Consider the following 25,240-nt stretch of genomic DNA (forward strand, 5'->3'; position numbering starts at 1 on the left):
CGGGAAAACCGCGGCCACGACAACCGAGGAGTACACCATGACCACCTCCACCCGCCGCGTCGCCGTCCTCGGCGGCAACCGCATCCCCTTCGCGCGCTCCAACCGCGAGTACGCCGACGCCTCCAACCAGGACATGCTCACGGCCGCCATCGACGGGCTCGTCGCCCGCTACGGCCTGCAGGACGAGCGCCTCGGCATGGTCGTCGCGGGCGCCGTGCTCAAGCACTCCCGCGACTTCAACCTCACCCGCGAGTGCGTGCTCGGCTCCGCGCTGAGCTCGCAGACCCCGGCCATGGACGTCCAGCAGGCCTGCGGCACCGGCCTGGCCGCCGCGGTCTCCGTGGCGGACGCGATCGCCCGCGGCCGCATCGAGGCCGGCCTGGCCGGCGGTGTGGACACCACCTCGGACGCCCCGCTGGCCGTCGGCGACGAACTGCGCCGCACCCTGATCAAGCTGACCACCGCCAAGTCCACCGCGGACAAGCTCAAGCTCGTCGGCTCGATCCGCCCGAAGCAGCTGGCGCCCGAGCAGCCGCAGAACGGCGAGCCGCGCACCGGGCTGTCGATGGGCGAGCACGCCGCGATCACCGCCCGTGAGTTCGGCATCACCCGCCAGACCCAGGACGAGCTGGCCGTCGCCTCGCACCGCAACCTCGCCGCCGCCTACGAGGCCGGGTTCTTCTCCGACCTGCTCACCCCGTTCCTCGGCGTGCAGCGCGACACCAACCTGCGCCCGGACTCCGACACGGAGAAGCTGGCCAAGCTCAAGCCGGTCTTCGGCAAGAAGGACGCCGAGCGCCACGGCGCGCAGGCGACCATGACCGCCGGCAACTCCACCCCGCTGACCGACGGCGCCTCGGTGGCCCTGCTGGCCAGCGAGGAGTGGGCGGAGCAGCACAACATCCCGGTGCGCGCCTATCTGGTCGACACCGAGATCGCCGCGGTCGACTTCGTCCACGGCCCGGACGGCCTGCTGATGGCCCCGACCTACGCCGTGCCGCGCATGCTCGAGCGCAACGGCCTGAGCCTGCAGGACTTCGACTTCTACGAGATCCACGAGGCCTTCGCCTCCCAGGTCCTGGCCACCCTGGCCGCCTGGGAGTCCGACGAGTACTGCCGCGGGCGCCTGGGTCTCGAGGGCGCGCTGGGCTCCATCGACCGCGCGAAGCTCAACGTCAAGGGCTCCTCGCTGGCCGCCGGCCACCCCTTCGCCGCCACCGGCGGGCGCATCCTGGCCACCGCCGCGAAGACGCTCGAGGAGAACGGCGGCGGCCGCACTCTGGTCAGCATCTGCGCCGCCGGCGGCCAGGGCATCGTCGCCATCCTGGAGCGCTGACCCGCGCCACCGCCCCGGCCTTCGCGCTGGCCTCGAGTGCCGGGCCGCGCCGGGCCGCGCCGGGCCGCGCCGGCCGCCTCGCGCGGCGGTGCGCCTCCGCGCCGGGCCATGCCGGGCCGCGCCGGGGCGGGGTCGGACCGGGTGCCCTCAACCGAATCGTTATTCGTTTTTCCATGACAGGGGAGTGTCGGCTCCTTTAAAGTGAGCCACAGCACACGAGGAAAGGACTATGTTATGAGTAACAAAACAACCACGGCCAAGCCCGAGTCCGGTAGCCCGGCCGTCCTGCCCACCGAGACCGACGACAAGATCGGCCGCGGTCTGCGCGCCATCCTCGACGGCCCCTGGGCCCGCCTGCGCCGCGAGGTGCGCGAGACCATCAACAACCCGGACCTCCTGCCGGCCCCGCATCTCAGCCTCGACGAGCAGCGCGAGCGCCTGCTCGGCCAGGTCAAGGCCATGGGGGCCACCGGCATCCAGTCCGGCGCCTTCTCCGTGGCCAACGGCGGCCAGGGCGAGAACGGCAACATGCTCACCAGCCTCGAGATGATCGGCGGGGTCAACCTGCAGCTCATGGTCAAGGCCGGCGTGCAGTGGGGCCTGTGGGGCGGTGCCGTCGACGCCCTCGGCACCGAGCGCCACCGCCAGTACGTGCAGGACACCATCGACCTGAAGCTGCTCGGCGCCTTCGCCATGACCGAGCGCGGCCACGGCTCCAACGTCCGCGACCTGGAGACCACCGCCCACTTCGACCCGGCCACCGGCGAGTTCGACATCCACTCGCCGACGCCCTCCTCGGAGAAGACCTACCTGGGCAACGCCGCCAAGCACGGCTCCATCGCCGCCGTCTTCGCCCAGCTCTACACCCCGGAGAGCGAGGAGTCCCGCGGCGTGCACTGCTTCATCGTGCCGATCCGCGACGACTCCGGAAACCCCCTGCCCGGCGTGACCATCGAGGACAACGGCCACAAGGGCGGCCTCAACGGCGTCGACAACGGCACCCTGAAGTTCGACCACGTGCGCGTGCCGCGCGAGAATCTGCTCAACCGCTTCGGCGACGTCGACGAGAAGGGCCACTACACCTCCTCGATCGAGTCGGACGACCGCCGCTTCTTCACCATGCTCGGCACACTGATCCGCGGCCGCATCGCGGTCGGCGCCGCCGCCGGCGCCGCCACGCGCTCGGCGCTGGCCATCGCCACGAAGTACGCGACGCGACGTCGTCAATTTGAGACGGTGCCCGGCAAGGAGCGGCTCCTGATCGGCCACCGCCAGCACCGCCGCCGCCTCATCCCGCGCATCGCGCGCTCCTACGCGCTGGCGCTGCTGCAGAACCAGCTGATCAAGACCGCCGATGAGCGCCTGCGCGACACCGAGACGGTCAACCGCACCGGCGAGGACCTGTGGAAGCAGCGCGAGTTTGAGTCGCGCGCCGCGGCCGTCAAGATCGCCAACACCGCCCACGCCATGGACGCCATCCAGGAGGCCCGCGAGGCCTGCGGCGGCGCCGGCTACATGGCGGAGAACCTGCTGACCACCTTCCGCGCGGACGCCGACGTCTTCGTCACCTTCGAGGGCGACAACACGGTGCTCGCGCAGCTGGTGGGCAAGGAGATCATCACCGCCTACTCGCGCGAGATGTCCGGGCTGTCGGGCATCGACATCGTCAAGTTCGGCGTAGACAGCGTCAGTGAGATCCTGCGCAAGCGCACCCCGATCCCGCTGACCGTGCAGAACTGGGTCGAGAGCATCAGCCGCAACGACGAGAACTCGCTGTTCAACGCGTCCTACCAGCTCAAGCTCTTCCAGGAGCGCGAGCAGAACATGCTGCGCGCGCTGGGGCGCCGCCTGCGCACGGCCAAGGACCTGCCGCTGGCCGAGGCCGCCGAGGTCGTGGACAAGGCCCAGGACCACCTCATCGACTGCGCCTGGGCGCGCGTGGACACCCTGCTGCTCGAGGCGCTCCTCGAGGCCGAGGCCGACATGGACGACCTGCCGGAGGACTCCCTGCTGCGCAAGGTCTTCGAGCAGATCCGCCAGCTCTTCGCGCTGGACACCATCCTGAAGAACTCGGGCTGGTACCAGGAGAAGAACGTGCTCGCCGGCGGCCGGATCTCCGCCGCGCGCGCTGCGGTCAACGACCTGGTCGACTCGCTGGGCCCGTGGGCCGAGCAGCTCGTCGACGGCTTCGGGGTGCCGGACGTGGTCCTCGACGTGCCGATGCTGACCACCCGCGCCGGCGTCGACGGCGTGCCGGAGCGGAACCGCGAGGAGATCGCCGCGGACCTGGCCGGCAGCACCGGCGTCGCCGACCGCGTGCCCAACGGCGAGGTGTCGGGTGACGACGCCGCGGGGCGCCACGCGGCCGAGTAAACACCCGCGCAGCGGTGCTGACGCGCGGCGGTGCTGACGCGCGGCGACGCTGACGCGCCGCCGCCGGAGAACAGACAAGGAGGCCGCCGGTCCCGGTTCGGGATCGGCGGCCTCCTTATCTATTGGTGATGGTGCGGAGCGCCGTCACGTGCGGAGCGCCGTCACGCGCGCGACGCCGCGCGGTGCGCACCGAGGGTGCGGCGCGACGTCGTCAAGCGGGGGTCACCAAATTGTGACGCGCCGCTCGGGGGCGACGTACATAGGGTTGTCCTCGCCGACCTCGGGGAAGGCCTCGTAGAACTCGTCGATGTTGGCCGCGATGACGTTGCAGCGGAACTCCGCCGGCGAGTGCGGGTCGATGGCCAGGTACTGCGTGGCCATCTCCGGGCGGATCGCCGTGCGCCACACGCGCGCCCACGCCAGGAAGAGCCGCTGCAGGCCGTCGAAGCTGCGCCCGGTGATCTCCGGGTCCGCGTCCGAGACCTCGAAGGCCTTCTTCTCGGTCTCCTCCGGGGAGACACCCTCGGCCTTGAGATGGCGCAGGTAGGCCACCACCGCAATGCCCAGGCCGCCGAGGTCGCCGATGTTCTCGCCCAGCGTGAACGAGCCGTTGACCCCGCCGGACTCGATGCCGGCCTCCGTGAGCTCGGTGGGCACCAGCCCGTCGAACTGCTCGACCAGCCGGTCGGTCAGCTTCGTGAACGCCTCGCGGTCCTCGTCGGTCCACCAGGAGTTCAGGTTGCCGTGGCCGTCGTAGCGCGAGCCCTGGTCGTCGAAGCCGTGGCCGATCTCGTGGCCGATCACGGCACCGATCGCGCCGAAGTTCTCGGCGGCGTCGGCCTCCGGGTCGAAGAACGGCGGGCGCAGGATCGCCGCCGGGAAGGTGATGTCGTTGACCACCGGGTTGTAGAAGGCGTTGACCGTCTGCGGGGTGGTCACCCACTCGTCGCGGTCCGCCGGCTTGCCGATCTTGGCGACCTCGAAGTCGTGGTTGAACGCCGCGGCCTTGCGGGTGTTGGCCACCAGGTCAGCGCCCTTGTCCGAGAACTCCAGGCCCTCGTAGCTGCGCCAGTTGTCCGGGTAGCCGATCTTCGCGCGGAACAGCCCCAGCTTCTCCAGGGCGCGCTCGCGGGTCGCCGGGGTCATCCATTCCAGCTTGCTGATGCGCCCGCGGTAGGCGGCGACCAGCTCGTCGACCAGGCCCAGCATGCGCTCCTTCGAGGAGGCCGGGAAGTGCTCCTCGACGAACTTCTTGCCGATCTCCTGGCCGACCATCTGCTCGGCCAGGCCCGCGCCGCGCTTCCAGCGCGCGCGCTGCTCCTCCGCGCCGGAGAGCACGCGGCCGTAGAAGTCGAAGTTGGCCGCCGAGATCTCCTCGGAGAGCACCCCGGCGCTCGCGCGCAGCAGCGCCCAGCGGGCCCACAGCTTCCAGTCTTCCAGGCGCTCGTCGGTGAACAGCCCGGCGAGGTGCTCGAGGTAGCTCGGCATCATCACCACGATGCGGTGCTCGGGCAGCCCGCCGCCGGCGAGCATCTCGCGCACGACCTCGGGCAGCTCGGCGAACTCGGTCGGGTTGTAGGTCTTGACCGCGTCGCGCGAGGCGACGACGTCCCAGTGGCCGGCCGCGATCTCGGTCTCGAGGTCCACGACGCGCTTCGCGGCTTCGGCGGCCGCGGCGTCGTCCACGTCGTCGAGGAAGCCGAGCATGCGCTCGACGTGCTCGCGGTAGCGGCGCAGCGTCTCGGCGTGCGCCTCCTCGCGGTAGTAGGCCTCGTCCGGCAGGCCGAGTCCGGCCTGCACCAGGTAGGCCAGGGCCTCCTCGCCGCCGGAGTCCTTCTCCACCCAGAAGCCGACCGGGGCGCTGCCGCCCACCCGGTCCAGCTCGCCGAGCACGCGCGCCAACGCCGGGGCCGACGCGGCGTCGTCAATCTTCTTCAGCTCCGGCGCCAGCGGCGCGACACCTGCGGCGTTGACGCCCTCGGTGTCCATGAAGGAGGCGAACAGGCGCCCCGGCAGGCCCTCGTCGGCGGTGAGGATGTCGCGGACGTCGGACTCGGCGGCGTCGCGGAGCGCGTGGAAGGTGCCGTCGACGCCGCGGTCGGCGGGGATGGTGTGCCGCGCGATCCACGGCCCGTTGACGTAGTGGTAGAGATCGTTCATGGCGTCCACCATAGAGCGGGTGTTGGGGGCCTCGCGTAGCCTGGGCGCCATGCAACTGACGGCACCGCGCGTGAGCCCGGGGGAGCGGGCGGCCATAGCCGATCCGCGCGCCTGGCGGCCCGGCCCCGTACCTCCGTACCGGGCATGGTGGCTGCTGGCCGGGCTGCTGGCGCTGACCCTGATCGTCCCCTTCGTCCTCGACCTCGTCCTCCCCGAGGCCGACGCCGACGACGAGGTGGTCCTGAGCGCCGAGGGCTTCGACTGGGAGCTGCCCGTCGAGGACCCGGCCACCGGCGAGACGATGATCTGTGCGGCGGACATGGAGTCGCTGTCGGGCGCCGCCTACAACTGCGGCGGGGCGCGCATCGACGCGCTGGCCGCCGAGGGCTACCGCGACGCCGACCGGTCGGTGCGCCGCGCCATGCGGGCGCTGTCGCAGGCCGCCGTGTCCGACTTCGCGGACGTCGAGGTGCACTGGGACGGGCGCGTGGGCGTGGCGGTCTCGCCCGAGGAGCCCGTGATCGGCGTGGCCATGATCGACCCGGACGCGCGCGGCGGGGGCGCCGGCGCCGACGATCCGGACCCGATGCTCGTCGCCGTCGTCGAGGGTGACGACGCCGCGCGGCTCGTGGCGCCGGTCTGGCGCGCGCTCGGCGGCGGGGAGATCCCGGCCGAGGCGCGGGCGCTGCTCAGCACGGCCGGGAGGCCCGAGGTCGGCCGCGGCGGGGAGGACGCGGGGCAGCCGGGACGCCCGGACCGCTCCGAAGTGCCGGACATCCCCGATCTCTCCGACCACTGGGGCAGTTTCTATGACGCGGCGGGCGCCGGCGTGCGCCACGCGGGGGTGAACCGCGCGGGCGTGAACCGCGCGGGCACGGCCGCCGTCGCCGGGGAGGTGCGCGCATGAGCAGGCTCTTCCAGGTCACCCTGTGGATCCTCGTGGTCGTCACGGTGCCGATCTCCGGGCTGCTGCTGGTGCCCAGCGCCTTCATGGCGCCGGTCGGGATCGGGCTGAGCCTGCCGCTCGCCGTGGTCTACGCGGCCGCGTGGATCCTGCTGCTGCGCCTGCTCGCGCAGTGGCCCGCGGCCGGCTTCGGCTGGGCGTTCGCCTGCGTGGCCGGCGGCATCGGCGTGGCCACGGCCGTGCTGCCGTGGGCCGGGCCGATCTCCTCGGTGGTCACCAAGCTGGGCTGGGACGTGGTGAACATGTCCTTCGGCGGCGCCTACCCGGAGGAGATCCTCAAGTCCGCGGCCGTGGCCGTGATCCTGCTCAGCTTCCGCGGGGTGGACCGCCCCTGGCACGGGCTGGTCACCGGCGCGCTGGTGGGCCTCGGCTTCGAGACCTACGAGAACACCCTCTACGCCGGCTTCGGTGCGATGCTCGACCCGAACACCGACGTCGAGGGCACCCTGCAGATGTGGCTGCTGCGCATCGTCTTCGGCCCCGGCCTGCACGTGATGTTCACCGGCCTGGCCGGCTGGGGCATCGGCGTGGCGCTTTTCGACGCCCGCCTGAGCACCGCCCGGCGCTGGGGCGCGGCGTGCGCGTGGGTGGGCGCCGGATTCGGCCTGCACTTCTGCTGGAACCTCATGACCGGCTCGATTCCGGTGCAGATCGTCGTCTACATCGCCGTCGCGCTGGTGGGCTACCCGCTGTTCATCTGGCTGATGTGGCGTGGGTACCTGCTCGGTCGGGCGGACCGCCGGGCGCGCCCGTGGCACTACGACGGCAGCATGCGCCGGCGTGCGCGGCAACGGGCGCAGGTGCCGGGTGGGGTGCCCGGGGCCGGGGCCGGGTGGAGTGGCCACGGTGTTCCCGGGGCTCCGGCGGCCGGGTTCCCCGCGCCCGGGAACGGGTGGGGCGGCCAGGGCGTTCGCGCGCCGGGCGCGCAGGGCGCGCCGGGCGCGCAGGGCGCGCCGGGCGCGCAGGGCGCGCCGGGCTGGGGGACGCAGCCGACGCCGGGCCCGTCGGAAATCGGCGGCCGGCACGGCTCCCGTTGGGATACGCCGGGGCACTACCCGGCCTCCCCGTATGACCCCCAGGGCGCCTACGGGCCCTATTACCCGCAGCCGCCTGAGCAGGGCGGCTGGGCCGCGGAGTCCGAGGGCCGGATCTAGCTGATCCCCCGTGGACAGGCGGGGCCTGTCGGCTCAGGCCGCGGGCCGGAGCCCGCGCCCTAGTTCTTCTCCTCGTCCTGGGTGTCGATGTTCATCTCGGAGGGCTTCCACAGCCCCGAGCGCGTGATCTCCTCGTGGTCGATCTGCGCCACCCGCGGCTCGTCGCCCTGCGAGTTCGAGCGCGGGCTGTAGATCTCCAGGGAGCCCCAGTCACGCTGCCAGTCGCCGTCGAGGTAGGCCGGCAGCTCGTAGGACCAGTTGACCGTCTCGGCCAGGCCCAGCGCACCGCCGCCCGCGTAGTCCTGCACCGGCGAGAGCGTGCGCTTGCCCGGGCCGTCCGGCGAGACGCGGAACTCGGGGATCTCCGCCACGCCCGCGTAGTGGCCGAAGGGCCGCTGGCAGGGGAACTGCAGGCCGACCGACCAGTCGATCATGCCGGGGGCGTCGGCGTCGAGGCGGTCGCTCAGGTGCTCCAGCGTCGGCACGCGCGGCGGGGTGAAGGCCAGCCACTCGTCCTCGTCGAGCGAGGTGTCGCGGGCGTTGATGCGCACCACGTCGGCCGACTCGGGCAGCTCGTCGAGCGGCAGGCGCAGGTTGCGCCACGTCGGGGAGAGCCCGACGTCGTAGAGCTCGACGGTGCCGGTGTCGGTCACCTTGCCGTCGGCGCCGCGGGTGCCGTACTCGAGGACCAGGCGCTGGCCCTCCTGGAGCTCGCCGTTGATGTCGTGGTGCTCGATGGAGCCGGCCGCCGAGACGACCAGCACCGGCTTGTCCTCGCTGCGCTGGGCGGGCAGCTCGTACCAGGACGTCTTGGCCATGGCGGACCCGCCGAGCTCACCCTCCGGGGTGTAGGAGCCGATGACGGGCACCCGGCGGAAGTCCAGGTTGAACGGCAGGTCCTGGGTCGAGCCGTTGACGCCGACGGCCTCGCCGCCGCGCTCGCCGCCGGTGGTGCCGGAGGTGGCGTCGTCGCCGCCCGCGTTGTTCTGCTGCTGGGAGGCCTGCTGGGCGAAGGAGCCGGCGTCGCCGGTGGCCACGTCGTCCGGGGCGATGTCGCTGGGCACGGCGTTCGGGTCGAAGCCGCGGACCTCGCCCGACTCGAGGGAGTCGCCCAGCGCGACACCGTCGACCGGGGTGAGGAAGGCGTCGTTCGTGTCGGACTCGACCAGCACGTCGCCGCCGAGCCCGCAGGTGTTGCCGCGCAGGTCGTTCAGGTTGCCCTTGCCCACGGAGTAGGCCGGGTACTGGTCGACGAAGCCCTTGGCGAAGCTGGCCACCGAGAAGGCGACCGTGACCACGCCGAGCACCGCGATCGGGGCGGCGACCAGGCGGGTCCAGGCGTTCTGCTTCGGCGCCGGGCTGGTGCCGCGCACCTCCGCGATCAGGGCCTGCACCACGCCGGCGGCCAGCACCAGGATGGCGATGAGCAGCACGATCGTGGTCGCGAAGACCGCGTGGTACTGCACCGGGCGGTCCCACCACGGCACCGCGAAGCTGGAGACGTACCACCAGCCGTTGTCACCGGCCAGGGCGAGCGCGTAGAGCAGCAGGAAGCCGCCGACGATCAGCGTGTGCGCGCGCCGCGAGCGCAGCGCGAGCTGCGAGACCGCCAGCGCGGCCACCGCCGCGAGCGCGGCGCCGATGCCCGCGTAGACGCCGAAGTGGTGCGTCCACTTCGTCGGGGTGAACATCATGAAGAACATCGCGCCGACGACGATGCCCACCAGGCGCAGCACCGGGCCGAGGTCCGTGCCCGGGATGCGCCGCCAGCGCACCACGGCCAGGACCACGACGGCCAGGGCGACGAAGAGGATGAGCATCGGGAAGCGGCGGGTGAACGCGCCGTCGACGGTGCCGACCTCGAAGAGCGACTCGTAGCGGGCGAACTCCTGGTACCAGGGCAGCGAGGGGCCGATCTCGCCGCGCACGCGCGTCGACTCGAGCACGCCGGCCAGCGTCTGGTCGGCGAAGACGGCGATGAGGATCGCGGTGCCGGCGCCGAGGAAGGGCGCGAGCATCGGCAGCACCGAGCCGACCATGGCGCGGCGGGCGAAGAGCACGCGGAACAGCGCCGGCAGGCTGACCAGGAAGGCGGCCACGGCCATCAGGCCGGTCGGGCCGGCGCCCAGGGAGAGCGTCGCGATGATCAGGCCGACCGCCGCGGGCAGCAGGCGCCGGGTGGCGATGGCCCGCTCGAAGCTGACCCAGGTCACCAGCGCGCCCATCGCGATGACGGGCTCGGGGCGGGTGCCGTTGTCGTAGGGCAGCCAGAAGGCCAGGAAGACCGCGGCGACGGTCCACAGCGCCACCTTGCGCGCGCCGACGGCCTCACCGAGGCGCGGCAGCACCTCACGGGAGAGCACGAACCAGATGATCAGCGCGCTGGCCAGCGCGTGCAGCCGCATCCACGCCGATGCGGTGGACACGTGCGTCATCAGGGCCAGCAGGTCGTAGTAGGGGGTGCCGAAGGGCGACTCGGGCACGCCGAACCAGCGGTAGTAGTTGGCCATGTAGCCGCTGGGCCCGGCCTCGCGGGCCATGGTCAGCAGGTAGCCGTCGTCGGCGGTGTTGGCGCCGAAGAAGTGCCAGAAGACCAGCACGCCGCCGACGATCCAGTCGAGCACCCGCGGGCGCCAGGACCCGGGCCGCACCACGGGCAGCCGGCCGCGCCCGTCGAGGCGGTCCAGGCGCCACAGGCACCACAGGGAGACGGCGGTGAGCGCCACGCCCAGCCACATCGCCAGCGACTTCCACACCGTCGGCGAGGAGGTGAACCGGGAGTTGATCTCCACGTGCACGTCCAGGCCGGCGTCGGTCAGCGCGGCGGCGTTCTCGGGGGTGTCGGCGATCTCCGAGTAGACGCCCGTGACCATCGGGCGCAGGTCCTCGTCGGGCTCCTCGCCGGTCAGGGTGTCCTCGTCGAGGGCGCCCACGCCGGCCTTCTGGCCGGTCACGTCGACGGTCGCCGAGTCCTCGGTGACCTTGACGTCCAGCGCCGCGTCGTCGTCGAGGGCGTCGACCTCCTCGGGCGAGAGCCGGAAGAAGACGGTGCCGGCGCTGGCGACGCTCAGGTCGCCGTCGACGGAGCGCACGAACAGCCCGCGCTGCCCGGACTTCTCCGAGTCCGGGGGCACGGTGCCCAGAAGCAGCGTCTCGTCCTCGTTGAGCCGGTCGACGGCGCTGACGGGCACCGTGGCCTCGAGCTCCTCGGGCGCATACGACATCAGCGGCGCGTTCACGCTGGCCAGGTCGCCGTCCTGCGGCCAGTTCAGCGTCGACTGCGTCTGCTTGACCGGCAGGAACGGCACGGCCAGGAAGCACAGGAACGCCAGCACGCCGGTGACGGCGGCCAGGGTCTTCAGCCACCTCGGCGCGAGCGGGCGCTCCGGCTGCGGCAGCTCCGCGGTGTGCGTGCGCCGTGCGTCGTGGTCACCGCGCACGCTTGCCGACGCCGCGGTGGCCGCCGCGGGCGATTCCGCCGCGGGCGCGTCGGGGTGCGGGTTCTTGGGGGATCTCGACGGGTCAGTCACACATCGTGAGTCTACGGCAGCCCCGGGGCGCGGCCCCAAGCCGCGCCCGGGGCGGCCGGTGGGTGCCCGCCCGGCCGACGGGCGCGCCGGGCCGGCGGGAGTGCGCTGTGCCGTGTCGGCGGGAGTGCGCCCGGCCGGGCTCCCGGCCGGAACCCGCGGCGCCCGCCGCACGCGCCACCGCCGACGGCGCTGGGCGGCGAGGCCGGGGCGTCGGCAATCTCTCCTCTAGCGGCGCACCGCGACGACGAAGGGGCCGACCTGCTCGACGGTCCACAGGTCCGCGTCGTCGAAGACCTCCGGGTTGAAGAAGACCGCGCGGTAGCGCACGTTGGGCTGGTTGGGGTAGATGTCCTCGGCGAGGTGGACCTTGTAGGCGTCCTCGCCGGCGAGCCCGTCCTCGACGTCGCCGCGCATGACGAAGACGTCCGGGGCACGCCACGGGGTGTCCTCGAGCTTGTCGACGAAGCCTTGCGGGTCCTCCTCCCAGGAGCCGTCCGCCCACTGCTCGATGGTCTCGTTGCGGTGGTCGAACTCGCCGAGCGGGTTGGCGTAGTGGCTGGTGAAGGCCTGGAAGCCGAAGTAGGGGTAGTAGGCCATGAAGCGGACCTCGTCGGTGAAGACGACGGTGTCCTCCGGCACGCGGCCGGCCTCGCGGATCTTCCGGTCGACCTCCGCGTAGTACTGGGCGGCGTCCGGGGCGAAGCGGTCGGCGCGCTCGCCGTAGCCGTCGGTGTCCACGTAGGCGTGGTCGATGTGCTCCTCGTTGCGGCCCGGGATCTGCTGCGCGTAGGCCAGACCGGCCAGGCCGAGCAGGCAGACGAGCACGAGGCTGATCGAGCGGCGCGCGGACGGGGTGACGCGGTCCGGGTAGAGCTTGTCCGGGCCGATCGCGCGCAGGCGGGCCAGGGCGAGCATGCCCGCGGTCGCCAGCGCCCCGGTGACCAGCACGTCCGCGCGGAAGCCCAGCAGCGTGGTGCCCAGGGCCGTGACCAGCATGCTCAGCAGGATCCAGCCGTAGAAGCACGCGGTGGCGATGGCCAGGGCGCGCGCGTCGAGGTCGCGCCACCCGGCGATCAGGTAGACCAGGCCGACCAGGCAGAGGAAGCCGGCCAGGGAGAACGCCAGGAAGGGCATCGGCAGGCGGGTGCCGTCGCCGGGCAGGTAGTGCATGGCCGTCGCGCCGGAGGCGTAGCCGCCGGTCAGCTCCTCGATCAGGTACGGCGCCCAGACGACCGCGGCGATCGCCATCGAGCCCAGGCCCGCGGCGAGCAGGTGGAACAGCGGGCGGATCGAGCGGCGCGCGGCGGCGGCCCAGAAGGCCAGGACCACCACGGTGCCGGCGAGCAGACCCGTGTAGAGCGTGTACATCGAGGCCGAGACGCCCAGGTAGACGGCGATGCCGAGGGTGGCGAACCAGGAGCCGTCCACGGCGCGGCGGGCGATGAGGACCGCGGCGGCGGCGCCCATGGCGATGATCGTCGCGTAGGGCTCCTCGGGGTTCATCACCAGCATGATCGAGGTGGTCACCAGCGCGATCGCCGCGCCCTGCGGCAGCGAGCCGGTCAGCCGCTGCCAGACCGGCACCAGCGCGCAGGCGGCCGCGGCGATGGAGACCAGCGCCCACGGCTGGTAGACCTCCCAGCCCGGCACGCCCAGCAGGTTGGCCAGGCGGCCGCCGCCCCAGAACCAGGCGGAGGGGTAGTAGCTGGGCAGGTCCCAGTAGTTCATGTCCGCAAGGTGCGCGGTCTGCGTCATCCGGGAGAGGAACTGGGTGCGGAAGGACTGGTCGGCCTGCAGGCCGTCCAGGTAGAGGCGGCTCGCCGAGAGCGGGACACCCGTGGAGGTGAGCACCAGGCCCGCGGGGGCCAGGTAGGTCACGACGACGGTCAGCCAGGTGCGCCAGCGGGGGCGAGGCCTGTCGGCGTCGGTGCCGGTCTTGTCAGCGTCTGCGCCGGCGTCGGTGCCGGCCTTGTCTGCGTCTGTGTCGCGGTCGGTGCCGGTCTTGTCTGCGCCTGTGTCCGCGTCTGCGTCTGCATCGCGGTCGCGGATCCACAGCGCGCAGAGCACCACCACGGCCGCCACGACGACGACCGTGCCCGCGGTGGCCAGCGCACGGGTGACCATCGAGGTGTTGAAGGCGGGCAGCGAGACCGCGCGCAGCACCAGCCAGCCGGCCAGCGTGGCCACCGCGCCGGCCAGCGCGGCCAGCAGGATTGCGGCGACGGAGGCGCCCCGGCCCCAGCGGTCCGGGCGGACCGGCGCCGGCGGCGGGGTGAGGCGGAGAGCCTCGGTGTCGGTGGTGGATCCCCCGACCACCGGGGTCGCGGAGGCGCCCACCGGGGTCTCGGAGTCGCCGGTGGGGGAGGCGGTGCTGCTGGTTGCCATGGGCCTAAGTCTTGCACACCGGTGCGCCGCGGCCCGAAACCCCGCAGCCCGGGTCGTGTGTGGGGTTCGGCGGGGTCGGTTGGGGAACGCGGGCTGTTGCGACGCGGGGAACCTGGGGTGGATGGGGTTGGTGGGGTTTCCTGGGTGGCTCCGGCGGGCCGGGCGTGGACTGTGGTGGGTCGGCCGTGGGCTGTGGCGGTTCGACCGTGGGCTGTGGCGGGCCGGCCGTGGGCTGTGGCGGGCCGGCCGTGGGCTGTGGCAGGCCGCCCGAGGGCTGTGGCAGGCCGCCCGAGGGCTGTGGCGGTTCGAACGTGGGCATTTTGTGTAGGTTTGTCCGGCCGCGTCGGCGTTTCCCCAGGTCGATTTCGTGGCTCCGGCACAAAACGACACAAAATGCCCACCGATCCCGCGCCGAACCCCACCGATCCCGCGCCGAACCCTACGGGCCCCAGCCAAAACCAAGCCCACCAACCCCACCCACCCCTCAAACAACAAAAACCCGGGCCCCGGCCCATGAAAGGACCGGAACCCGGGTCTCACCCCGCGGGGTGCGGGGGATGCGCAAGGGCGTGCGGCGCGCTACGGCGCCGCCGCCTCAAGCACCACCGCCTACAGCGGCAGGCCGTCTCACAACGGCACCGCCGCGTCAGCCTCTGACCACCGCCTTACAGCGGCAGGCGGTTGAAGATCTGGCGCGGGATGAAGTTGAACACGCCGGCGACGGCCTCGAAGGCCGGGTGGACGAAGATGATGTCCTTGCCCTTGAGCACGGCGTCGACGATGCGCTCGCCGACCTCCTTGGCGTCCACGGTCAGCGGGGCCTCCTTGACCCCGGCCGACATCTTGGTGCGCACCTGGCCCGGGCGGACGACCAGCACGTTGACGCCGGAGTCCTTCAGGGCGACGCCGAGCTGGGTGTAGAAGCCGTCCAGGCCGGCCTTGGAGGCGCCGTAGACGAAGTTCGAGCGGCGCACGCGCACGCCGGCGACCGAGGACATCGCCACGATGGTGCCGTGGCCCTGCTCGCGCATGCGCTGGCCGAGCAGCACGCCCACGGAGACGGGGCCGGTGTAGTTGACCTGCGCGGAGGCGACGGCCTTGTCGTGGTTCTGCCACAGCTCCTCCTGGTCGCCCAGGGTGCCGAAGGCCACGATGGCCACGTCGACGTCGCCGTGACCGAAGGCCTTGTCGATGACCTCCTCGTGGGTGTCGAAGGCGGTGGCGTCGAAGTCGATGACCTCGACCTCGGAGGCGCCGGCCTCGCGGACCTGCTTGGCGGCGGCCTCGATGCGTGGCGAGTCCTCACGGGCGGCGAGGATGACGCGGGCGGGGCCGCGGTCGAGGAACTCGGTGACGGCGGCCAGGCCGATCTCCGAGGTACCCCCGAGCAGCAGGATGTTCTGGGCCTGTCCCACAGCGTTGAGCATTTGGTGACTCTCCTTGTTGCTTACCTTGTAGCTTCGCTTGGCTTTGCGGTGAGTGTAGGTGGGCGGATCAGCGCAGCTCGAGGCGGCGCGACATGTCCGAGGCGAACACGCCGGTCGGGTCGATCTCGTTGCGGGTCTTCAGCCAGCCCTCCATGCCCGGGTACATCTTGTGGAACATCTCCGGGGTGGTGCGCGACTCCTTGGCCAGGTAGAGGCGGCCGCCGAACTCGAGGACCTGGCGGTCCAGGTCGTCGAGCAGCTTGTTCAGGCCCGGACGGATCGGGAAGTCGACGCAGACGTTCCAGCCCGGCATCGGGTAGCTCAGTGGGGCGCGGTTGCCCTCGCCGAAGAGCTTGAACACGTTGAGCGCCGAGTAGTGGCCGCTGGCCTGCATCTGCTTGATGATGTCCTTGAACGGCTCGACGGCCTCGGTCGGCACGACGAACTGGTACTGCAGGAAGCCGGCCTTGCCGTAGCCGCGGTTCCACTCGCCGATCAGGTCGAGCGGCTGGTAGAACTGCGTGAGGTTCTTGACCTGGTTCCGCGCCGGCGCGCCCATCATGTAATAGGCCTCGCCGATGGCGGACAGGGTCAGCTTGTTCATCGTCCAGGACGGGAAGATGTCCGGCACGGTCATCAGCTGCGGGGCGTTGAACTTCAGCGGGTCCTTGGCCAGCTTCGGGGCGAACTCCTTGAGCTGGTCGAGGGTGGCCAGCGAGCCGCGCGAGATGGTGGCACGGCCCAGCTTGGGCTCCGGGGAGATGACGTCGAACCAGGCGGAGGAGTAGGAGTAGTTCTTCTCCGAGCCGTCCGAGTGGGCGGCGATGGTCTCGTCGAGGTTGGCGGTGCGGTCGGTGTCCGCGATGAAGTAGGCCGTCTCGGTCTTGGTCATGCGGATCTGCGCGCGCAGGATGATGCCGGTCAGGCCCATGCCGCCGACGGTCGCCCAGAACAGGGTGCCCTCCGGGTCGTCCTCGCTGCCCTCGGGCTCGAGGTGGAGCACACGCCCGTCGGCGACGAGCAGCTCCATGGAAGTGACGTGGTCGCCGAAGGAGCCGTCGGAGTGGTGGTTCTTGCCGTGGATGTCCGGGCCGATGGCGCCGCCGATGGTGACCTGGCGGGTGCCGGGCAGGACGGGGACCCACAGGCCGTAGGGCAGGGCGGCCTTCATCAGCTGGTCGAGGGTCACGCCGCCGTCGACGTCGACGATGGCGGTGTCCGGGTCGATCGAGTGGATCTTGTTCAGCGGCTGCATGTCGACGACGATGCCGCCGCCGTTCTGGGCCGGGTCACCGTAGGAGCGGCCCATGCCGCGGGCGATGATGCCGCGGCGCTCGCGCTCGGGCAGCGACGAGTTGCGCTCGGCGGTCATCTTGACGGCGTCGATGATGGTCTCGACGTCCGGGGTCGACAGGACGTGGGCCGTCGACGGGGCGGTGCGGCCCCAGCCGTGCAGCGACTGTTCCGTCGTGGGGATGGTCTCTTGTGCCATGGGAAGCTATCTTTCCTTGTGCTCGGTGCCGATGGATGTGGGATTGTGCCCGGTTCCGTGGCTGTGGCCTCGGGGCAGACGAGAGGCCCTACGCGACGCGCAGGGTGGATATGTTGACCTTTTCGGTCTCATACGCGGTCAAGGATACCCGGGTGGGCGTGGGAATCCACAATGTAACAGCTGTGTCCAGGGGGTGAGTCTGCGTACATCTGGGTGTCCGTGTTTCCGGTTCTGCCCGGTTGTGCTTGCCGACGTCCCGTCACATGCGCTCTGCGCCACCCTTCCGGTGTGCGGTGGATCCCGTCACGGGGCGGTGTCCGCCCCTGAGTTGGTGCCCGCCTACGGTGTGGTGCCCGCCCGCGGCGGGACTCGTCCCGGGGCGCCCGCCCACGGGGCGGGAACCGCCCGCGGGGCGGGGCGCGACGTCGGCAATCGGGGCCTCAGAGGTCCAGCAGACGGCGCACGGGTTCCGGCAGCCCCTCCTGGCTGGTGATCGTGGGGCCGGAGTACTCGCGCAGCTCCTTGAGCACCAGGGACTGGCTGGTGGTGTCCACCATGGGCAGCTCCTGGGCGACCAGGCGCACCATGAAGTCGTCGAGCGGCAGGTTGGTGCGTTGCGCGGCCTCGTGGACGCCGTGGCGTTCGTCGTGGCTGATCTCGGACATGGCACCCAGGCTAGCGGGGTCGGGGCGGTAACGTCGGGAGCCATGACGCCGCCTGAGACCACCGCCGCAGAAACCGCCGCCCCCGCCGAGCACCCCGTCATCGCCGTCGTCGACGCCGGGGAGGCGCGCACGGTGGTCTGGCACGTGCAGACCAACCCGGACTTCTCCTCGCCGGCGGCGATCCTCTCGGGGGCGTGGGTGCTCTCGGACGAGGACGGCGACGTGGACCCGGGCCGCCTGGACGACCTGCTCGAGGGCACCGTCGTGGCGCGCACGGAGGCCGCGGTGGAGCGGGGCCTGAGCTTCCCGACGGCCGCCGGCGTGCTGCCCGGCTCCGGCGCCGGGACCCTGACGGCGCTGGTCGAGCCGATCCGCGCCGCGGTCGGCCGGATCGACGAGGCCGTCGCAGAGAACAAGGAGCAGAACCCGAAGGCCCAGGGGCTGCGCATGCCGAAGGTCGAGGTCCCGGACCCGGGGCACCTCGCCGAGGCCTACCACGGGGAGCCGGAGGCTGAGGCCTGCTGGTCGCTGGCGCGCGCGGTGGCCGACGTGGTCGACGGGTGGCACGCGGTGGAGAACCGGCGGCGCACGCGGGCGTTCCTGAAGGACGCCTTCGGCAGGTCGGTGCGCCCGCTGCCGCTGCCCGAGCTGGGGTAGGGGTCGAGGCCGGGTTGGGTTGGGGGTGGCCCGGGGCCACCCTGGGCATTTTGTTGCAGTTTGCGCGGAGGCCCGGAATCTGACCTGGGGAAATGCCGCGCCCACCCGACAAACCGACCCAAAATGCCCACGGGCCCTGCCCCAGAACTCACCCACCCGACCGCAACCCGACCGGCCCCCGGGTTTCGCCGCGGCGGGAGGCGGGCGGACGCAGCTACGCTGGGGCCCATGTCACCGTCTCCGGCCGGCGTCCGCCACAGGATCGACGACGACACCGTCGTCGATCTGGCAGCCGCGCGCCGAGAGCGCAGCCGCGGGCCCCGCGACGACCCGGCCGCGCGCACCGTGGTGCTGCGCGTCGCGGGGGCGGAGCGCCAGGGGGAGGTCTACCGCCACATCGGCGTCAACGACCACCTGCACCTGTTCGACCTGCACCAGATCCTGGACGTCTGCCTCGGCTTCGACACCCCCGAGGCCACCGGCGACGGCACCGTGGCCTGGTGGTTCGGCCCCGCCGCCGGCGCGGGGATCGACGCGCCCGGCGGAAGGTACGACGGCCCGGGCCGGGGCGGCGGCGTTGGCCGCGGCGACCGGGGCACAGGCGGCGGCGCAGGTCCCGGCGCCGACGAGGAGCTGCACGGGGACGACGAGCTGCACCTCCACCTCGCCGAGGAGGGCGACGAGGTCACCTACCACTGGGGCCTGTGGGCCGTGCCCGTGACCGTGGTCGGCGGCTTCCCGCGCGACGCGGCGACCCCGGACGCGCTGTGCGTCGGCGGCTACGGCAGCTTCACCGGCGCGCCCTTCGACCTGCCGGGCATCAACGCCCGCCTGACCGGCGCGGAGACGATCACCGACGTCCTCGCGGCGGTGCACCCGCAGGTGCGCGGGCTGATCTCGCGCAGCGGGCTCTTCGACTTCGTCCCGCTGCTGCAGGCCCTCGACCTCACCGCGGCGGTCTCCTCCCGGCCGGAGCGGATCGACGCCGACGGAATCGACGCCGACGGAATTGACGACGTCCCGCCCGGAGCCCGTGCGCGCACAGGCGCGGCCCCCGGCGTGGGTGCGGGGGCCGACCAGGGCGCGCATCCCGGCGCGGCCGAACTCGTGCCGCTCGCCGAGCTGCCCCTCGAGGACGACCAGCGCGGCGCCGACGCCTTCTGGGCGACCGTGCTCGCCCTGACGTGCCTGTCTGACGAGGAACTGACCGACGAGGTGATCACCACCACGATGGCGGCCCTCGGCTGGACCGCCGCGGACGGCGGCAACCTCGGGGCCGACGAGGTCCGCGACCTGTGCCGGGCCTCGCTCGAGCAGCTCGCCGCGCACGGCGGCTACGGGCCCGACCGCCTCCCGCCGGTCGGCCGCCTGGACCTCTACCGCGCGCTGCTCGCGGGCGGTACGGCCCCGGTGGACTAGGCTTTCCCACCATGCGCGACGCACGCGAGGACGACTCCCGCACCGAACCGACCGGCCACGAGGCGGTCGGTGCCCTCGGCGACCCGCGGGGCACCGACGCCGGACCCGCAGGGGAACCGCGCGCCGGCGAGGCGCGCGCCGTCGGCAAGCACGACGACTCAGCGCACCACTCAGGCAGGCAGACGACCGTGATCAAAGGCACCGACGAATCCAGCCTGCGCACCCAGGCGACCCGCTTCATCATCTCCGGCGTCGTCTCGGCGGTGGTGGACCTGAGCTTCACCGCCGTGATGCAGTACCTGTTCGGGCAGAGCCTGGCGGTCTCGCGCACGGTCGGCTTCATCTTCGGCACGCTGAGCGCCTACATGATCAACCGGCGCTGGACGTTCCGCGCCGAGCCGTCGGTGCGCCGCTTCCTGGCGGTCTGCCTGCTCTACAGCGTGACGTACCTGATCAACGTCGGCGGCTACAAGTACGGCTTCATCCTGCTGTCCGGCTGGGGGCTGCCCGACTGGCTGTCCACGGTGATCGCCTTCGTCGTCTCGCAGGGCACGGCGACGGTGGCCAACTTCGTCATCCAGCGCACCATCATCTTCCGCGGCGCCCGCTGATCCGATGATCTGATCTCCTGTCCCCGTCCCGGTACTCTCGTGGGGGAATCACCGGACCAGGACGACGAGGAGAGGAGCCGCCGATGACCTCCGTGCACGCGCGCCGGGCCGAGCTGATCTGCGCCGGGGTGCTCTCCGCCGTCCTGGCCGTGGTCGTCGTCGTGCTCATGGGCGACTCGTTCGCGGAACTGGGCAGCGGCGTGCGCAGCTCGATCAGCTGGGTGATGGCCAGCGTCGAGTTCATCGGCGTGGCCGCGGCCCTCGGCCTGGCCACGGTGTCCGGGTTCATCCTCCGGCGCACCACCGGAAAACGGCGGGCCCACGCGCGCATCGCGCTCAGCGGCGCGCTGGCCTACCTGGCGGTGCGCGCGGCGTGGTCGCTGGTCTACTCGGCGGCCATCGGCACCGGGGGACTGGCGACGTTCCTGCGCGTGGCGGAACTGGTGGCGCTCAGCCCGATCGCGGTGCTGCTCGGTGCCTCGGCCGCGCTGTTCCTGCGGCGCCGCCGCGGTGACGATCCCGGCGAGGAGCTGGAGGGTGCCCCGGCGGCCGGTCCGGGGGACGGGCCCGGTCCGGGTGAACAGCCGGGTGACCGCCTCGACCCCGGCGACCCCACAGACCCCCGCTAGGGCCGCTCGAAGTGCTCGCGCCGGCCCAGCCGGTGCAGCCGCAGCCACTCGCGGAAGCCCTTCGGGTCGCGACGCTGCACCAGGAAGAACCAGCCGAAGCGCGCGTACTCCTGCGGCAGCAGCCGGCGCATGCCCGGCTGGTTCATCAGGTAGCCGCGGTTGCGGTAGGTGAAGAAGCGCTTGTTCTCGTTGTCCGGGTACTGCGTGTGCATCCTCCCACCGAGGATCGGCCGGAACTCATCCGAGCCGTCCGGGTGCAGGTACGCCGTGGTCAGCGCGGTGCCGAAGGACAGCCCCGAGCGCACCAGGCGGCGGTGGTACTCGACCTCGTCGCCGCGGATGAACAGCCGGTAGTCCGGGACGCCGATGACCTCCATGGCGCGCGCGGAGATCAGCGCGCCGTTGAAGAGGCTGGCGATGCCCTCGACCAGGTCGCCCTCGAGCTCCGAGCGCCGCCGCTTCCACGTCAACCCCTGGCGCAGCGGGAAGGCCAGGCGGTCGGGCTCGTCGATGTTGCACACCACGGGCGAGACCTCGTGCAGGCCGTGGGCCTCGGCGGCGTCGAAGAGCTTCTCCAGCACGTGCTCGTTGGCGGGCCGGCCGTCGTCGTCGGCGCACCACACGGCGCCGGCGCCGAGCGCGAGCGCGGTGAGGAACCCGTAGGCGAATCCGCCCCCGCCGCCGAGGTTGGTGCGGCTGGGCAGGTAGACCCCGCGGTCCCCGGCGATCTGATTGACGACGTCGCGCACGGCTTCCTCATTGCCGTTGTCGACGACGATGATCCGCTCGACGCGGTGCGTCTGGTCCGCGACGACCTTCAGCGAGTTGCGCAGCAGTTCGGCGCGGTGGTGGGTGACGATGACGGCCATCGTCGGGTTTTCGCGGTTGAGCGGCGGGATCTCCATGGGCTTAATTCTGGCACACGGTCGCCGGCGCGCCGCCCGCGCCGCGCGAGCCGGGCGGGGCAGGCCGGCCACGCCGTGCCCCGGCATCCCGCCGGGATCGGCCTGCTACGCCTCGTCGCCGGGGGCGGGTGTGTCCGCACCCGGGGCGGGGGACGCGGCGTCGTCAATCGCGAGGCCCAACGCACGGGCGTGCGCCTCCTCGTCCTCGGGCGCCACGGAGACGGGGGCGTCCTCGCCCTGGAACTGGCGGACCATCCGGCGCATGTGCGCGCCGGCCTCGGGGCCCTCGTAGGCCTCGACGACCTCGTCGACCAGGCCCGTGCGGTGCACCTCGCCGTGGTTGATCCACACCGCCGTGTTGCACAGCTGCGCCAGGAAGTCGTTCGAGTGCGAGGCGAAGACCAGGATGCCCGAGCGCTTGACCATCTCCTGCAGCCGCACGCGCGCCTTGGCCATGAAGGCGGCGTCGACGGCGCCGATGCCCTCGTCGAGAAGCAGGATCTCCGGCTCGATCGAGGTCACCACGCCCAGCGCCAGGCGCACGCGCATACCGGTCGAGTAGGTGCGCAGCGGCATGTTGAGGTACTCGCCGAGCTCGGAGAACTCCGCGATCTCGTCCATCTTCCTCTTCATCGACCGCCGCGTCTGCCCCAGGAAGAGCCCGCGGATGATGATGTTCTCGTAACCCGAGATCTCCGGGTCCATGCCCACGCCCAGGTCGAAGACCGGCGCGACGCGGCCGCGCACCGTCGCCGAGCCGCGGGTCGGCTCGTAGATGCCCGAGAGCAGGCGCAGAAGCGTCGACTTGCCCGCGCCGTTGTGGCCGACGAGCCCGACGCGGTCGCCCTCGCGCAGGTGGAGGTTGACGTCCTTGAGCGCCTCGACGACGACCACGTTGTCCGTGTTGCGGCCGATCGCGCCGCCGGCCGCGCCGAGGAACGCCTTCTTCAGCGAGCGGGTCTTCGCGTCGAAGATCGGGAAGTCCACGCACGCGTGGTGGGTGTCGATGGAAACCATGATGTGCTCCTTATCCGCCTAGACCCAGTACGAGACCCGGAAGCGCCACTGCCGCATCGCGATCAGCGCCAGGATCACGCCGCAGACCGTGAACCCGATGACGATCCACCAGTGGTAGGCGGGCAGCGGGGCGCCGATCAGGGGCGCGCGGACGATCTCCAGGTAGTGGTAGAGCGGGTTGAGCTGGGCGAGCTTGGCCCGCGAGCCCATCTCCGCCATGTTCTCCTGCAGCGTCGAGGTCATCCACACGATCGGGGTGACGTAGAAGAGCAGCTGCGTGCCCGCCTCCAGCAGCGGGGAGATGTCGCGGTAGCGGGTGGCCACGATGCCGAAGAACATCGCCACCCACACCCCGTTGATGATCAGCAGGGCGAACGCCGGGATCGCCAGCAGCAGGTCCCAGCCCAGGTTGCGCGGGAAGATTAGCACCAGGATCAGCCAGATGACCATGTTGTGCGCCAGGAAGAGCGTCTGCTTCCACACCAGGCGGTAGACGTGCACCGACAGCGCCGAGGGCAGCTGCTTGATCAGCCCCTCGTTGTCGATGAAGATGTCCGCGCCCTCCTTGATGCACCCGGAGATGAACCCCCACATGATCAGGCCGACGGTCACGTGCGGCAGGAACTCCGCGATCGGCACCTTGAACAGCACCGAGTACAGCAGGCCGAGGGCGAGCGCCATGACGCCGGTGGCGATGGTGATCCACAGCGGGCCGAGCACGCTGCGCCGGTAGCGCTGCTTGATGTCCTGCCAGCCCAGCAGGAGCCACAGCTCATGCTGGCCGAGCCCCCGGACCAGGTCGGCCCAGGCGGCCTTCATCGTGCGCGACTGCGAGGCGGGGGCCTCACCCTCGGGCTCCGACGTCATCCGCGCCAGGTCCGCGCGCAGTTGCTGGGTACGTGTTTGTTCCTGCACGGCACCCAAGCCTAGCGGTCGGGGTGCGCGGATCGTGAGCCGTGGCGTGCTTGACGACGTCGTGCGGCCCGGCGTCGCGCGCGCCGGCGCCGCGGGTGCGTGGGGCGGTGCGCGGTGGGACGTCGGCGCGCGGAGGGGAGGCGGAGGGGCGTCGGTGACGGATCACATTTTGTGCTGGTCGTCACGCATGCCCGCCCTGACCTGGCGATGTGGCACGGCGGGCGCGGACGGGCATACTGGTGGGGACTACAGCGCACACTCTCGTCAGGAGAACCATGGTCTACGACGTCGCGGAGGTGCGCGGTCAGTACGTGTCGCTGGGTGACGGCTGGACGTACCTGAACGCGCACGACCGGCCCCAGATCCCCGAGCGGGTCGCCGCCGGGGTCGCGCGTGCCTTCCGCACGTCCGCCGCGCCCCTGCCGCCGACCACCGGGCGCGTCGGCTCGCACACGCGAACCAGCGGCGGCGGTTTCGAGGGCGAGCTGCACCTGACGGCCGCGCGTCTGGCCGTGGCCGATCTGGTCGGCTCCTCGCCGGAGAAGGTCGTGCTCGGCTCCAGCCTCGAGCAGCTCTACGCCACCCTCGCGCGCGCGATGCGGCCGATGTGGCGGCGCGGCTCGAGCGTGCTGCTGACCAACCTCGACCGGCCCGAGCTGAGCCACCAGCTCGCCGCGGCCACCGACCACGTGCGGTGGGCGCAGCCCGACCTGGGCACCGGGGAGCTGCCGGCCTACCAGTACGAGCGCCTGGTCGAGCCGGGCACCCGGCTGGTCTCCCTGCCCGCGGCCCACGAGCTTCTGGGCACCGTCACCCCGGTCACCGAGATCGTCGACGCCGCGCACCGTGCGGCCCGGCTGTGGGTGCTCGTCGACGCGACCACCTACGCGGCCTACCGCCCGGTGGACATGGGCGAGTGGGGCGCCGACATCGTCGGTGTGGACCTCGCGCGGCTGGGCGGGCCGCAGCTGGCGGCCCTGGTCTTCCGCGACGAGCTGATGCTGCGCCGCCTCGACCCGGTGGACCCGGCCGCCGAGCGCGGCACGAACCGCAGCCTCGAGTTCCCCGTCTCCGAGGGGCTGGCCGGCGGCGTCGCGCCGCTGGTGGACCACCTGGCCTCGCTGGCGCACCCGGCGGGCTCGGGTGCTTCCGGGGCGCGCGGCGGTTCCGGGGCGCGCGGTGGCGCCGGCGGGCCGCGGCGCGACCGGCTGGTGCGCTCGGCCACCGAGATGGCGGCCTACCTGCGTTCGCTGGGGCGCGACCTGGTGACCTTCATCGGTTCGCTGCCCGCGGTGCACATCCTGGGCGTGACCGGCGAGGTCGCGCAGGGGGCGCGGGTCGACCGGGTGCCGCGGATCTCCTTCGCGGTGCGCGGCGTGCCGGCCGAGACGGTGCACCGCCGGCTGCTGGACAACGGCCTGGTCACCACCGTCGCGCCGACGGGCGGGTTGCTCTCCGACATGGGTGCCGACGAGGTCGGCGGGGCCGTCACGGTCTCCCTGGCCCCGTTCAACCAGAGCCACGACATCGAGCACCTGACCCGCGTGGTCGCCTCGCTGGCTTAGGCCGCGGGTGCGTTAGCGGGCCGCCGGCGTGGGGAG

18 protein-coding genes are annotated in these 25,240 nt (G+C 72.1%); 9 read left to right on the plus strand and 9 right to left on the minus strand.

The window, feature by feature from the left end:
- Nucleotides 1-37: 37 nt before the first annotated feature.
- Both CFRA_RS00705 and CFRA_RS00710 read left to right on the plus strand, forming a co-directional pair.
- Complete coding sequence (locus CFRA_RS00705) at nt 38-1,336, plus strand: acetyl-CoA C-acetyltransferase (RefSeq protein ID WP_075663035.1); 1,299 nt, start codon at nt 38-40, stop codon at nt 1,334-1,336.
- A gap of 234 nt (nt 1,337-1,570) precedes the next feature.
- Complete coding sequence (locus CFRA_RS00710; RefSeq protein ID WP_075663036.1) at nt 1,571-3,709, plus strand: acyl-CoA dehydrogenase family protein; 2,139 nt, start codon at nt 1,571-1,573, stop codon at nt 3,707-3,709.
- 222 nt (nt 3,710-3,931) lie between these two features.
- On the opposite strand, the gene CFRA_RS00715 is transcribed toward CFRA_RS00710, so the two are convergent.
- Nucleotides 3,932-5,869 carry a M13 family metallopeptidase gene (locus CFRA_RS00715; protein WP_075664770.1) on the minus strand — a complete coding sequence of 646 codons (1,938 nt, stop codon included), beginning with the start codon at nt 5,867-5,869 and terminating at the stop codon, nt 3,932-3,934.
- Nucleotides 5,870-5,918: 49 nt separating this feature from the next.
- Here CFRA_RS00715 and CFRA_RS00720 point away from each other — a divergent pair, with 49 nt between their 5' ends.
- Nucleotides 5,919-6,776, plus strand: a complete 858-nt coding sequence (locus tag CFRA_RS00720) for a hypothetical protein (protein ID WP_156887925.1) — start codon at nt 5,919-5,921, stop codon at nt 6,774-6,776.
- Nucleotides 6,773-7,987, plus strand: coding sequence for a PrsW family intramembrane metalloprotease (locus CFRA_RS00725; RefSeq protein WP_075663038.1), 1,215 nt, complete (start codon nt 6,773-6,775; stop codon nt 7,985-7,987). The genes CFRA_RS00720 and CFRA_RS00725 overlap by 4 nt, the downstream gene beginning before the upstream one ends.
- 59 nt (nt 7,988-8,046) lie before the next feature.
- Here CFRA_RS00725 and CFRA_RS00730 read toward each other — a convergent pair whose 3' ends face one another.
- From CFRA_RS00730 to CFRA_RS00750, 5 genes are all read right to left on the minus strand, one after another.
- A complete protein-coding gene (locus tag CFRA_RS00730; protein WP_245797609.1) occupies nt 8,047-11,517 on the minus strand; it encodes an arabinosyltransferase domain-containing protein in 3,471 nt (1,156 codons plus the stop codon).
- A 225-nt stretch (nt 11,518-11,742) separates the two neighbouring features.
- Nucleotides 11,743-13,902, minus strand: coding sequence for a galactan 5-O-arabinofuranosyltransferase (locus CFRA_RS00735; RefSeq protein ID WP_083666741.1), 2,160 nt, complete (start codon nt 13,900-13,902; stop codon nt 11,743-11,745).
- A gap of 665 nt (nt 13,903-14,567) precedes the next feature.
- Nucleotides 14,568-15,329, minus strand: coding sequence for a decaprenylphospho-beta-D-erythro-pentofuranosid-2-ulose 2-reductase (gene dprE2 / locus CFRA_RS00740; protein WP_075663039.1), 762 nt, complete (start codon nt 15,327-15,329; stop codon nt 14,568-14,570).
- 67 nt (nt 15,330-15,396) lie between these two features.
- Entirely contained in the window at nt 15,397-16,821 is a 1,425-nt protein-coding gene (gene dprE1, locus CFRA_RS00745; RefSeq protein ID WP_075663040.1) for a decaprenylphosphoryl-beta-D-ribose oxidase, read from the minus strand.
- 440 nt (nt 16,822-17,261) lie between these two features.
- Entirely contained in the window at nt 17,262-17,486 is a 225-nt protein-coding gene (locus tag CFRA_RS00750) for a hypothetical protein (RefSeq protein ID WP_075663041.1), read from the minus strand.
- A 42-nt stretch (nt 17,487-17,528) separates the two neighbouring features.
- On the opposite strand from CFRA_RS00750, the gene CFRA_RS00755 reads away from it, so the two are divergent.
- The 4 genes from CFRA_RS00755 (at nt 17,529) to CFRA_RS00770 (ending at nt 20,802) form a co-directional block, all read left to right on the plus strand.
- Nucleotides 17,529-18,143, plus strand: a complete 615-nt coding sequence (locus tag CFRA_RS00755; protein ID WP_075663042.1) for a hypothetical protein — start codon at nt 17,529-17,531, stop codon at nt 18,141-18,143.
- A 228-nt stretch (nt 18,144-18,371) separates the two neighbouring features.
- On the plus strand, nt 18,372-19,562 hold the full coding sequence (locus CFRA_RS00760; RefSeq protein WP_075663043.1) for a hypothetical protein: 1,191 nt from the start codon (nt 18,372-18,374) through the stop codon (nt 19,560-19,562).
- 188 nt (nt 19,563-19,750) lie between these two features.
- Entirely contained in the window at nt 19,751-20,173 is a 423-nt protein-coding gene (locus CFRA_RS00765; RefSeq protein WP_075664773.1) for a GtrA family protein, read from the plus strand.
- Between the two features lie 83 nt (nt 20,174-20,256).
- Nucleotides 20,257-20,802 carry a hypothetical protein gene (locus tag CFRA_RS00770; protein WP_075663044.1) on the plus strand — a complete coding sequence of 182 codons (546 nt, stop codon included), beginning with the start codon at nt 20,257-20,259 and terminating at the stop codon, nt 20,800-20,802.
- On the opposite strand, the gene glfT1 is transcribed toward CFRA_RS00770, so the two are convergent.
- The 3 genes from glfT1 to wzm all read right to left on the minus strand — a co-directional run bounded on the left by glfT1 (nt 20,799) and on the right by wzm (nt 23,591).
- On the minus strand, nt 20,799-21,707 hold the full coding sequence (glfT1, locus tag CFRA_RS00775; protein ID WP_075663045.1) for a galactofuranosyltransferase GlfT1: 909 nt from the start codon (nt 21,705-21,707) through the stop codon (nt 20,799-20,801). The two genes, CFRA_RS00770 and glfT1, sit on opposite strands and share 4 nt — an antisense overlap.
- A gap of 105 nt (nt 21,708-21,812) precedes the next feature.
- Entirely contained in the window at nt 21,813-22,724 is a 912-nt protein-coding gene (gene wzt, locus CFRA_RS00780) for a galactan export ABC transporter ATP-binding subunit Wzt/RfbE (RefSeq protein ID WP_245797611.1), read from the minus strand.
- A gap of 18 nt (nt 22,725-22,742) precedes the next feature.
- Nucleotides 22,743-23,591, minus strand: coding sequence for a galactan export ABC transporter permease subunit Wzm/RfbD (gene wzm / locus CFRA_RS00785; RefSeq protein WP_083666743.1), 849 nt, complete (start codon nt 23,589-23,591; stop codon nt 22,743-22,745).
- A gap of 323 nt (nt 23,592-23,914) precedes the next feature.
- Here wzm and CFRA_RS00790 point away from each other — a divergent pair, with 323 nt between their 5' ends.
- The gene (locus tag CFRA_RS00790) at nt 23,915-25,204 is read left to right on the plus strand and encodes an aminotransferase class V-fold PLP-dependent enzyme (RefSeq protein WP_075663047.1); all 1,290 of its coding nucleotides are present in this window, start codon (nt 23,915-23,917) and stop codon (nt 25,202-25,204) included.
- The last annotated feature ends 36 nt before the right edge of the window (nt 25,205-25,240 follow it).

The sequence above is a fragment of the Corynebacterium frankenforstense DSM 45800 genome, assembly GCF_001941485.1.
In the GTDB taxonomy this organism is placed as follows: domain Bacteria; phylum Actinomycetota; class Actinomycetes; order Mycobacteriales; family Mycobacteriaceae; genus Corynebacterium; species Corynebacterium frankenforstense.

Excerpts from the sequence above, each read along its gene's own strand:
- CFRA_RS00715 (WP_075664770.1), bottom strand. The coding sequence starts at position 5,869 with ATGAACGATCTCTACCACTACGTCAACGGGCCGTGGATCGCGCGGCAC.
- CFRA_RS00790 (WP_075663047.1), top strand. The coding sequence starts at position 23,915 with ATGGTCTACGACGTCGCGGAGGTGCGCGGTCAGTACGTGTCGCTGGGT.
- glfT1 (WP_075663045.1), bottom strand. The coding sequence starts at position 21,707 with ATGGAGATCCCGCCGCTCAACCGCGAAAACCCGACGATGGCCGTCATC.
- CFRA_RS00760 (WP_075663043.1), top strand. The coding sequence starts at position 18,372 with ATGTCACCGTCTCCGGCCGGCGTCCGCCACAGGATCGACGACGACACC.
- CFRA_RS00755 (WP_075663042.1), top strand. The coding sequence starts at position 17,529 with ATGACGCCGCCTGAGACCACCGCCGCAGAAACCGCCGCCCCCGCCGAG.
- CFRA_RS00710 (WP_075663036.1), top strand. The coding sequence starts at position 1,571 with ATGAGTAACAAAACAACCACGGCCAAGCCCGAGTCCGGTAGCCCGGCC.
- dprE1 (WP_075663040.1), bottom strand. The coding sequence starts at position 16,821 with ATGGCACAAGAGACCATCCCCACGACGGAACAGTCGCTGCACGGCTGG.
- CFRA_RS00750 (WP_075663041.1), bottom strand. The coding sequence starts at position 17,486 with ATGTCCGAGATCAGCCACGACGAACGCCACGGCGTCCACGAGGCCGCG.
- wzm (WP_083666743.1), bottom strand. The coding sequence starts at position 23,591 with ATGACGTCGGAGCCCGAGGGTGAGGCCCCCGCCTCGCAGTCGCGCACG.
- CFRA_RS00770 (WP_075663044.1), top strand. The coding sequence starts at position 20,257 with ATGACCTCCGTGCACGCGCGCCGGGCCGAGCTGATCTGCGCCGGGGTG.
- CFRA_RS00720 (WP_156887925.1), top strand. The coding sequence starts at position 5,919 with ATGCAACTGACGGCACCGCGCGTGAGCCCGGGGGAGCGGGCGGCCATA.
- CFRA_RS00725 (WP_075663038.1), top strand. The coding sequence starts at position 6,773 with ATGAGCAGGCTCTTCCAGGTCACCCTGTGGATCCTCGTGGTCGTCACG.
- dprE2 (WP_075663039.1), bottom strand. The coding sequence starts at position 15,329 with ATGCTCAACGCTGTGGGACAGGCCCAGAACATCCTGCTGCTCGGGGGT.
- CFRA_RS00735 (WP_083666741.1), bottom strand. The coding sequence starts at position 13,902 with ATGGCAACCAGCAGCACCGCCTCCCCCACCGGCGACTCCGAGACCCCG.
- wzt (WP_245797611.1), bottom strand. The coding sequence starts at position 22,724 with ATGGTTTCCATCGACACCCACCACGCGTGCGTGGACTTCCCGATCTTC.
- CFRA_RS00705 (WP_075663035.1), top strand. The coding sequence starts at position 38 with ATGACCACCTCCACCCGCCGCGTCGCCGTCCTCGGCGGCAACCGCATC.